7 protein-coding genes and 1 rRNA gene are annotated in these 9,043 nt (G+C 72.0%); 6 read left to right on the top strand and 2 right to left on the bottom strand.

What is annotated here, in order from left to right:
- From rrf to ACFVSN_RS39945, 5 genes are all read left to right on the top strand, one after another.
- Positions 1–87 (top strand): 5S ribosomal RNA (rrf, locus tag ACFVSN_RS39965); the annotation flags it as partial.
- Positions 88–342: 255 nt separating this feature from the next.
- Entirely contained in the window at positions 343–2,934 is a 2,592-nt protein-coding gene (locus ACFVSN_RS39960; protein WP_380449018.1) for an ATP-binding protein, read from the top strand.
- 108 nt (positions 2,935–3,042) lie between these two features.
- Positions 3,043–3,723, top strand: coding sequence for a response regulator (locus tag ACFVSN_RS39955; RefSeq protein ID WP_380449017.1), 681 nt, complete (start codon positions 3,043–3,045; stop codon positions 3,721–3,723).
- A gap of 98 nt (positions 3,724–3,821) precedes the next feature.
- A complete protein-coding gene (locus tag ACFVSN_RS39950) occupies positions 3,822–4,229 on the top strand; it encodes an OB-fold nucleic acid binding domain-containing protein (RefSeq protein WP_329931199.1) in 408 nt (135 codons plus the stop codon).
- A 2-nt stretch (positions 4,230–4,231) separates the two neighbouring features.
- Complete coding sequence (locus ACFVSN_RS39945) at positions 4,232–5,062, top strand: DUF3159 domain-containing protein (protein WP_387958341.1); 831 nt, start codon at positions 4,232–4,234, stop codon at positions 5,060–5,062.
- 110 nt (positions 5,063–5,172) lie between these two features.
- Here ACFVSN_RS39945 and ACFVSN_RS39940 read toward each other — a convergent pair whose 3' ends face one another.
- Positions 5,173–5,844: a potassium channel family protein gene (locus ACFVSN_RS39940; protein WP_380444493.1), complete on the bottom strand. Its 672-nt coding sequence runs from the start codon at positions 5,842–5,844 to the stop codon at positions 5,173–5,175.
- Entirely contained in the window at positions 5,844–6,512 is a 669-nt protein-coding gene (locus ACFVSN_RS39935; protein ID WP_380444494.1) for a potassium channel family protein, read from the bottom strand. Before ACFVSN_RS39935 ends, ACFVSN_RS39940 begins: the two co-directional genes overlap by 1 nt.
- Before the next feature lie 235 nt (positions 6,513–6,747).
- Here ACFVSN_RS39935 and ACFVSN_RS39930 point away from each other — a divergent pair, with 235 nt between their 5' ends.
- A complete protein-coding gene (locus tag ACFVSN_RS39930) occupies positions 6,748–8,823 on the top strand; it encodes an APC family permease (RefSeq protein WP_387603022.1) in 2,076 nt (691 codons plus the stop codon).
- Positions 8,824–9,043 lie beyond the last annotated feature (220 nt).

Here is a 9,043-nt window from a genome sequence, read left to right as displayed (position 1 = left end):
GGTTACATTCCGAACCCGGAAGCTAAGCCTCACAGCGCCGATGGTACTGCAGGGGGGACCCTGTGGGAGAGTAGGACGCCGCCGAACAATTCTTCAGAATGAACCCCCATCCGGTTTCCGGATGGGGGTTCTTCGCGTTTCCGGACAGTCCGTGCACGGGTTCCCGCCGGTTGGCGAGTACAGGCCGGCCGACGGGCTGTGGCACCGTCAATATGCCGCTAAAACAGCATGCTCAGTGCACGGATCAGCGGAAAATCGTCTCCCACGCCGTAGTCTCGAAGGGGGAGGGGAACAGGTGTCCGGGGGTGGCTCCCGGACCGGGCCGGATCAAGAATGGTGCTCATGGGACGTGGCAGGCTGCGCATCTACCTCGGGGCCGCCCCCGGGGTCGGCAAGACGTACGCCATGCTGGCGGAGGCGCACCGGCGGCAGGAGCGCGGTACGGACGTCGTCGTGGCGTTCGTGGAGGACCACGGCCGGCGGAACACGGCCGACCTCGTCGCCGGGCTGGAGGTCGTGCTGCGCCAGCAGGTGGTGCACCGGGGTGCCAGGTTCTCCGAGATGGACCTGGACGCCGTCCTCGCCCGCCGCCCGCAGGTGGCGCTGGTCGACGAGCTGGCGCACACCAACATCCCCGGCTGCCGCAACGCCAAGCGCTGGCAGGACGTCGAGGAGCTGCTGGCGGCCGGGATCGACGTGATCTCCACGGTCAACATCCAGCACCTGGAGTCGCTCGGCGACACCGTCGAGGGCATCACCGGGGTGCGGCAGCGCGAGACCGTGCCGGACGAGGTGGTGCGGCGGGCCGACCAGATCGAGCTGGTCGACATGTCCCCGCAGGCCCTGCGCCGCCGACTGGCCCACGGCAACGTGTACGCGCCGGAGAAGATCGACGCCGCCCTCGGCAACTACTTCCGTCCGGGCAACCTGACGGCGCTGCGCGAGCTGGCGCTGCTGTGGACCGCGGACCGGGTGGACGAGTACCTCCAGAAGTACCGGGCCGAGCAGGGCATCGAGGGCATCTGGCAGGCCCGGGAGCGGATCGTGGTGGGCCTGACCGGCGGGCCGGAGGGGGCGACGCTGATCCGTCGCGCCGCCCGGATCGCGGCCCGGACGTCGGGCGGCGAGCTGATGGCCGTCCACATCTCCCGTTCGGACGGGCTGGCGGGCACCGACCAGTCCCCGCAGATGCTGATCGAGCAGCGGTCGCTGGTCGAGAGCCTGGGCGGCACGTTCCACGCGGTCCTGGGCGACGACCCGGCCGTGGCGCTGCTGGACTTCGCCCGGGGCGTGAACGCCACCCAGATCGTGCTGGGCACGAGCCGCCGCCCCGGCTGGCAGTACGTCTACGGGCCGGGCGTCGGCACCACGGTGACCCGGGAGGCCGGGGACATCGACGTCCACATGGTCACCCACGAGCACGCCGGGAGCGGGCGGGGCAGGATCCCGATCCGGCGGATCACCGACCTGGGCCGCACCCGGACGGTGGCCGGCTGGCTGATCGGCCTGGTCGGCCCGCCGCTGCTGGCGCTGGCGCTGACCGCGATCGGCGGCCTCGGCCTGTCCACCGACATGCTGCTGTTCCTGTCGCTGACGGTCCTCGCCGCGTTGGTCGGCGGGCTGCTGCCGGCGATCGGGTCGGCGCTGGTCGGCTCCTCGGTGCTGAACTACTACTTCACGCCGCCGATCCACACGTTCACCATCAGCCAGCCGCAGAACATCATGGCGGTGGCCATATTCACCATCGTCGGCATCTCGGTCGCCTCCGTCGTGGACCTGGCGGCCCGCCGCACCCTCCAGGCGGCCCGCAGCCAGACCGAGGCCCAGACGCTCAGCGCGCTGGCCGGTACGGTCCTGCGCGGCGCGCCCAACGGGGACGGCGTGCTGACCGCCCTGATGGAGCAGGTGCGCGAGACCTTCGGGCAGGAGAGCGCCGCGCTGCTGGAGCGCCCGGACCCGCTCGGCGCCTGGGTGCCGGTCGCCGCCGCCGGGCCGCACCCGCCGCAGCGCCCGGAGGCGGCCGACGTGGACGTCCCCGTCGGCGAGAGCCTCGCGCTGGTGCTGCGCGGCCGGGTGCTGCCCGCGGCGGACCGCCGGCTGCTCGGGGCGTTCGCCGCGCAGGCCGCCGTGGTGCTGGAGCGCCGCCGGCTGGCCCGCGAGGCCGCCGCGGCCCGCCGGGAGGCGGAGGGCAACCGGATCCGCACCGCGCTGCTCGCCGCCGTCTCGCACGACCTGCGCACGCCGCTGGCCGGCATCAAGGCCTCCGTCACGTCGCTGCGCTCGGCGGACGTCGAGTGGGCCCCGGAGGACGAGGCGGAGCTGCTGGCCGGGATCGAGGCCGGGGCCGACCGGCTCGACCACCTGATCAACAACCTGCTGGACATGAGCCGGCTGCAGACCGGCACCGTGACCCCGCTGATCCAGGAGACCGACCTGGACGAGGTCGTGCCGTTCGCGCTCGGCGGCGTCCCGCTGGAGTCCGTCCGGCTGGACGTTCCGGAGACGCTGCCGATGATCCGGGCCGACGGCGGGCTGCTGGAGCGCTCCTTGGCCAACCTGATCGAGAACGCCGTCAAGTACAGCCCGGAGGGCGTGAAGGTGCTGGTCAAAGCCGACGCGCTGCACCCGCCGGGCGGGCCGGGACGGGTCGAGCTGCGGGTGGTGGACCGCGGCCCCGGCGTGCCCGAGGATGCCAAGGAGCGGATCTTCGCGCCGTTCCAGCGGTACGGGGACGCGCCGCGCGGCGCCGGGGTGGGCCTCGGGCTCGCCGTGGCGCGCGGGTTCGTGGAGGCCATGAACGGCACCGTCACGGCCGAGGACACCCCGGGCGGCGGCCTCACCATGGTCGTCACCCTGCCCGCCGTCGAGCGGCCCCCGGAACCGGGCGAGCCGTCCGGCGACGACCACGACCCGCTGTCCCGGCTCGTCACGTGACACCCGGACACCGACTTCCCGTCCGTCTGCACCACGGTCCGCACGCACCACCGTCCGCAAGTCCCACGCCCGCAAGCCCGACACAGCCCTGAAAGGCGGAGCCCGTATATGACCCGGGTCCTCGTCGTGGACGACGAACCGCAGATCGTCCGCGCGCTGGTGATCAACCTCAAGGCCCGCAAGTACGAGGTCGACGCGGCCCATGACGGCGCGAGCGCCCTGGAACTGGCCGCCGCCCGCCATCCCGACGTCGTCGTCCTCGACCTCGGCCTGCCCGACATGGACGGCGTCGAGGTGATCCGCGGGCTGCGCGGCTGGACCCGGGTGCCGATCATCGTGCTGTCGGCCCGGCACGCCTCCGACGAGAAGGTCGAGGCGCTGGACGCCGGCGCCGACGACTACGTCACCAAGCCGTTCGGCATGGACGAACTGCTCGCCCGGATGCGCGCCGCCGTGCGCCGGGCCGAGCCGGTGGCCGGCGAGGACGACTCGCTCGTGGTCACCGAGAGCTTCACCGTCGACCTCGCCGCCAAGAAGGTGAACCGCGACGGCACCGACGTCCGGCTTACCCCGACCGAGTGGCATCTGCTGGAGGTGCTGGTGCGCAACGCCGGCCGGCTGGTCAGCCAGACCCAGCTGCTCCAGGAGGTCTGGGGCCCGGCCTACCGCACCGAGACCAACTACCTGCGCGTCTACCTCGCCCAGCTGCGCCGCAAGCTGGAGCACGACCCCTCGCACCCGCGCCACTTCATCACCGAACCGGGCATGGGCTACCGCTTCGAGAGCTGACGGCCCGCCCGGTTTCCGGGCCCCGCACGGCCACCCCGTGCCCCGGCGGCGATCGTCCGGCCTGCCGCCGGGGGCCCGGAAACCGGTACCCTTCCCGCATGAGTGGTGACAACAGCAGCGACCAGCCGCAGGGCCGCTTCCGCCGCATGCTCAGCCGGCTGACCTCGTCGGCCGAGGAGCTGCGGGCCGAGGAGCTGCGCCAGGAGAGCGCGGCCGAGTCGGGCTGCACGCCGATCGCCGGCTGCGCGGACCGCGATCTGGTGACCGTGGCGGGCACGCTGCGCACGGTGACGCTGCGCCCGCGGGCCGGGGTGCCGGCCCTGGAGGCCGAGCTCTTCGACGGCACCGAGGCGCTGGACATGGTCTGGCTCGGCCGCCGCTCGATCGCGGGCATAGAGCCGGGCCGCCGGCTCGTCGCCAGCGGTCGGATCAGCCACGCACGCGGGCGCCGCGTGCTGTTCAACCCCCGCTACGAGCTGCGTCCGGTTGGACACGGGAGCGAATGAGCGTGAGCAACCACCCCGGCGGCGACGCCGCCCGGCTCGACCTGAACGCCGCCGACGTGGCGGCCTGGCAGGACGCCGCCGCGAAGGACGCCGCAGAAGGCCTGGCGCGGTCGGTCGACGCCGCCGCACCGGCCACCGGCCAGGAGCTCGACCCGGAGGCCGCCGAGGCCGCCCGCAAGGCCGCCGCCTCGAAGGAGGCCGCCGACACCGTGCTGCAGGCCTTCGGCGGCGTGCGCGGCATGGTCGACATGACGCTGCCCGGCCTGGTCTTCATCGTCACGTACAACATCACCCACCAGGTCAGTGCCGCCGCGTGGGCCGCGCTCGCGCTGAGCGCCCTGTTCGTGGTGGTCCGGCTGGCGAAGCGGGAGACCGTCCAGCACGCGTTCAGCGGGGTGTTCGGCGTCGCCATCGGCGCCTGGATCTCGATGAAGAGCGGCCGGGCCGAGGACTTCTACCTGCCCGGCCTGCTGTGGAACGTCGGCTACTGCATCGGGCTCGCGGTCTCCGCGCTGGTGCGCTGGCCGCTGATCGGCCTGATGCTCGGCCCGATCACCGGCGAGATGTTCACCTGGCGCAAGGAGAACCCGGGCCGGCTGCGCGCCTACACCAAGGCGACCTGGGCCTGGGTCGTGATCATGGGCATCAAGCCGGTGATCCTCTTCCCGCTGTACTTCACCCACAACGTCAACCTGCTCGGCTGGCTGAAGGTCGCGCTCGGCATCCCGCCGCTGCTGCTGGCGATGTACGTGACCTGGCAGATCCTGCTGAAGGCGCCGCCGCCGATCAAGGCGCCGCTGGACGACGACGAGGAGGAGGAGCCGGCGAAGTAGCCGGCCCGACCCGGTGCACGAACCCGGTGCACGAAGGGCCCGCACCCCGGACGGGGTGCGGGCCCTTCGTGCGTGTCGGACGCCGTGTCGGACGCCGCCGGGAGTGCCGGCTACTGGGCGCCGGAGGTGGCCGAGAGCAGATCCTCCAGCTCCTCCTCGCGCTCCTGCGCCGCGACGAACAGCAGCTCGTCGCCGCCCTCCAGGGTGTCGTCCTTGCCGGGCACGAGCACCCGGCCCTCGCGGATGATCGTCACCAGCGCGGTGTCCGGCGGCCAGGCGACGTCGCCCACCCGGGTGCCGACCAGCTCGGTGTCGGCCGCCAGGGTCAGCTCGACCAGGTTGGCGTTGCCCTGGCTGAAGCGCATCAGGCGGACCAGGTCGCCGACGCTGACCGCCTCCTCGACCAGCGCGGACATCAGGCGCGGGGTGGAGACGGCGACGTCCACGCCCCAGGACTCGTTGAAGAGCCACTCGTTCTTCGGGTTGTTCACCCGGGCGACCACCCGCGGCACCGCGTACTCGGTCTTGGCGAGCAGCGAGACGACCAGGTTGACCTTGTCGTCGCCGGTCGCGGCGATCACCACGTGGCAGCGCTGAAGGGCCGCCTCGTCCAGCGAGGTGATCTCGCAGGCGTCGGCCAGCAGCCACTCCGCCAGCGGCACCCGCTCCACCGAGATGGAGTTGGGGTTCTTGTCTATCAGCAGGACCTCGTGCCCGTTCTCCAGGAGCTCGCCCGCGATCGAGCGGCCCACGGCACCGGCCCCGGCAATGGCGACCCGCATCAGTGACCCTCCTCCTTCGGTCCCTGCGCGAACGCGGCCTCGACGGCCGTCAGGTCGGCCCGGCGCAGCATCACGTGCACCAGGTCGCCCTCCTGCAGCAGCGTCTGCGGCGTGGGCAGCAGGCCCTCGCCGAGCCGGGTGACGAACGCCACCCGCGAGCCCGAGGCCTCCTCCAGCTCGGCCAGGCGGCGGCCGACCCAGCGCGGGTCGTAGGCGACCTCGGCCAGCTGGACGCTGCCGCTCGGGTCCTGCCACAGCGGCTCGGCGCCGCTCGGCAGCAGCCGGCGCAGCATCTGGTCGGCGGTCCAGCGGACCGTGGCCACGGTCGGGATGCCCAGGCGCTGGTAGACCTCGGCACGTCGGGGGTCGTAGATCCGGGCGGCGACGTTCTCCACACCGAAGGTCTCCCGGGCGACCCGCGCCGCGATGATGTTGGAGTTGTCACCGCTGGAGACGGCGGCGAACGCGCCGGCCTCCTCGATGCCCGCCTCGCGCAGGGTGTCCTGGTCGAAGCCGACACCGGTGACCCGGCGGCCGTTGAACCCGGCGCCCAGGCGGCGGAAGGCCGTCGGGTCCTGGTCGACCACCGCGACGGAGTGGCCCTGTTTCTCCAACGCTCTCGCGAGGGCCGAGCCCACGCGGCCGCAGCCCATGATGACGATGTGCACCGGCGCTACCTCACCCGATCCGTTGGGTTCTTGACCTGCGCAAACACCGTTCATCTCCCTCTCCCGCCCCGGTGGCCGGGGCGAGCGTCCTGTTCGGTACCGGCGCGACAACCAGAGTGTTGCCCACCGGCTCGTATCCGACACGCTAGCCGGTCCACCGAACACAGTCGCGACGAAGGGTGGGGAGTTCGGCGCAAGCCCTGTCGGCAAACCCCTACGATTCCTTAACGTGCCTATGCCGACTGACCTTCCGAAACGCCTGCTGATCGGGCGCGCCCTGCGGAGCGACAAACTGGGCGAGACGCTGCTGCCGAAGCGGATCGCGCTCCCCGTCTTCGCCTCGGACGCGCTCTCCTCGGTGGCCTACGCCCCCGAGGAGATCCTGCTCACCCTGTCGGTAGCGGGCGCGTCCGCCATCCACTTTTCCTGGCAGATCGGCCTCGTCGTCGCGATCGTCATGCTCGCCGTCGTCGCCTCCTACCGGCAGAACGTCCACGCCTACCCGAGCGGCGGCGGCGACTACGAGGTGGCGACCGTCAACCACGGCCCGGCCGCCGGCCTGGTCGTCGCGAGCGCGCTGATGGTCGACTACGTCCTCACCGTGGCCGTCTCCACGACCTCCGGCGTCGCCAACGTCGTCTCCGCCGTGCCCTCGCTGCGCGGCCACGAGCTGACCCTGTCGGTCATCGTGATCGTGCTGCTGATGGGCATGAACCTGCGCGGTGTCCGGGAGTCCGGGACCGCCTTCGCCGTGCCCACCTACGCGTTCATGATCGGCGTCGTCGGCATGGTCTGCTACGGGTTCTTCCGGCACTTCGCGCTCAGCCAGGACATGCCCGCCGAGAGCTCCGGCTTCCACCTCGTCGCCACCCCGGGCAACGGATCGCTCGCCGGGTTCGCGATGGTGTTCCTGCTGCTCAAGTCGTTCTCCTCCGGCTGCGCCGCGCTCACCGGCGTCGAGGCCATCTCCAACGGCGTGCCGGCCTTCCGCAAGCCCAAGAGCAAGAACGCGGCCACCACGCTGCTCATGATGGCCGGCGTCGCCGTGGTGATGTTCATGGGCATCATCTGGCTGGCCCGGCTCACCGGCGTCCAGATGGCCGAGAACCCGGTCGAGCAGCTCGTCGGCTCCTCGCCCGACTACCACCAGAAGACCGCCCTCGCCCAGATCAGCGAGGCCGTCTTCTCGAACTTCACCCCCGGCTTCTACTTCGTCGCCGCCGTCACCGGCCTGATCCTGGTGCTCGCCGCCAACACCGCCTTCAACGGGTTCCCGGTGCTCGGCTCGATCCTCGCCCAGGACCGCTACCTGCCCCGCCAGCTCCACACCCGCGGCGACCGGCTCGCCTTCTCCAACGGCATCATCCTGCTGGCGATCGCGGCGATCCTGTTCGTCATCGCCTTCGACGCCGACCCCAACCGGCTGATCCAGCTCTACATCGTCGGCGTCTTCGTGTCCTTCAACATGAGCCAGTCCGGCATGATCCGGCACTGGACCAGGCTGCTGCGCACCGAGACCGACCCGGCCGAGCGCCGCCGCATGCAGCGCAGCCGGGCCATCAACACCTTCGGCCTGGTGATGACCATGGCCGTGCTGATCGTCGTCCTGGTCACCAAGATCGGCCACGCCTGGATCGCGATCGCCGCGATGGTCGTGCTGTTCGTGATGATGAAGGGCATCCGGCGCCACTACGACCGCGTCTCCGAGGAGCTCAGCGCCGCCGAGGAGCCCGACGACGTCGTGCTGCCCACCCGGGTGCACGCCGTCGTCCTGGTCTCCAAGCTGCACAAGCCCGCGCTGCGCGCCCTCGCGTACGCGCGGCTCGCGCGCCCCCACACGCTGGAGGCCATCTCGGTCAACGTCGACCCGGCGGACACCGAGGCGCTGCGCCGGGAGTGGGACGAGCGCGGGATCGAGGTGCCGCTGAAGGTGCTGGACTCGCCGTTCCGCGAGATCACCGGGCCGGTCCTCGACTACGTCAAGAACCTGCGCCGCAGCAGCCCGCGCGAGGTGGTGTCGGTCTACATCCCCGAGTACGTCGTCGGCCGCTGGTACGAGCACCTGCTGCACAACCAGAGCGCGCTGCGGCTCAAGGGGCGGCTGCTGTTCAAGCCCGGTGTGATGGTCACCTCGGTGCCGTGGCAGCTGGAGTCCTCCGAGCGGCGCCGGCCGCAGAAGGCCTGGTCGGCGCCGGGGGCCGTCCGCCGTGGCGAGCCGCGGGCGCCGAAGGCCGTAGAGTCGAAGGATTCCGACCGGACCGGCGCGAGCGCCGGTGCGACCTCCGACCGCAGCAAGGACTCCTCCCAGTGACCCGCAACAATCCGCCCCGCTCCTCGGGCAACTCCGGGGGCAAGCCCGGCCGCTCCGGCGCCACCTCCGGCAAGGGCGCCCGCCGGGGCGGCACCAAGCCCGGGCAGGTCGCCCGGCCGCGCTGGGGTCGGCCCGTCATCCGTCCGGAGGCCACCGATCGCGACGGTCTGACCGCGCGGACGGCGCCGCTCGCCCCGGGCGAGCGGGCGGAGTCGCCGGC

Origin of the sequence: Kitasatospora sp. NPDC057904, from assembly GCF_042887925.1 — a bacterium.
GTDB lineage: Bacteria > Actinomycetota > Actinomycetes > Streptomycetales > Streptomycetaceae > Kitasatospora.
Note: the sequence above shows the minus strand (reverse complement) of the source record. Positions and strands in the feature narration are given on the sequence as shown.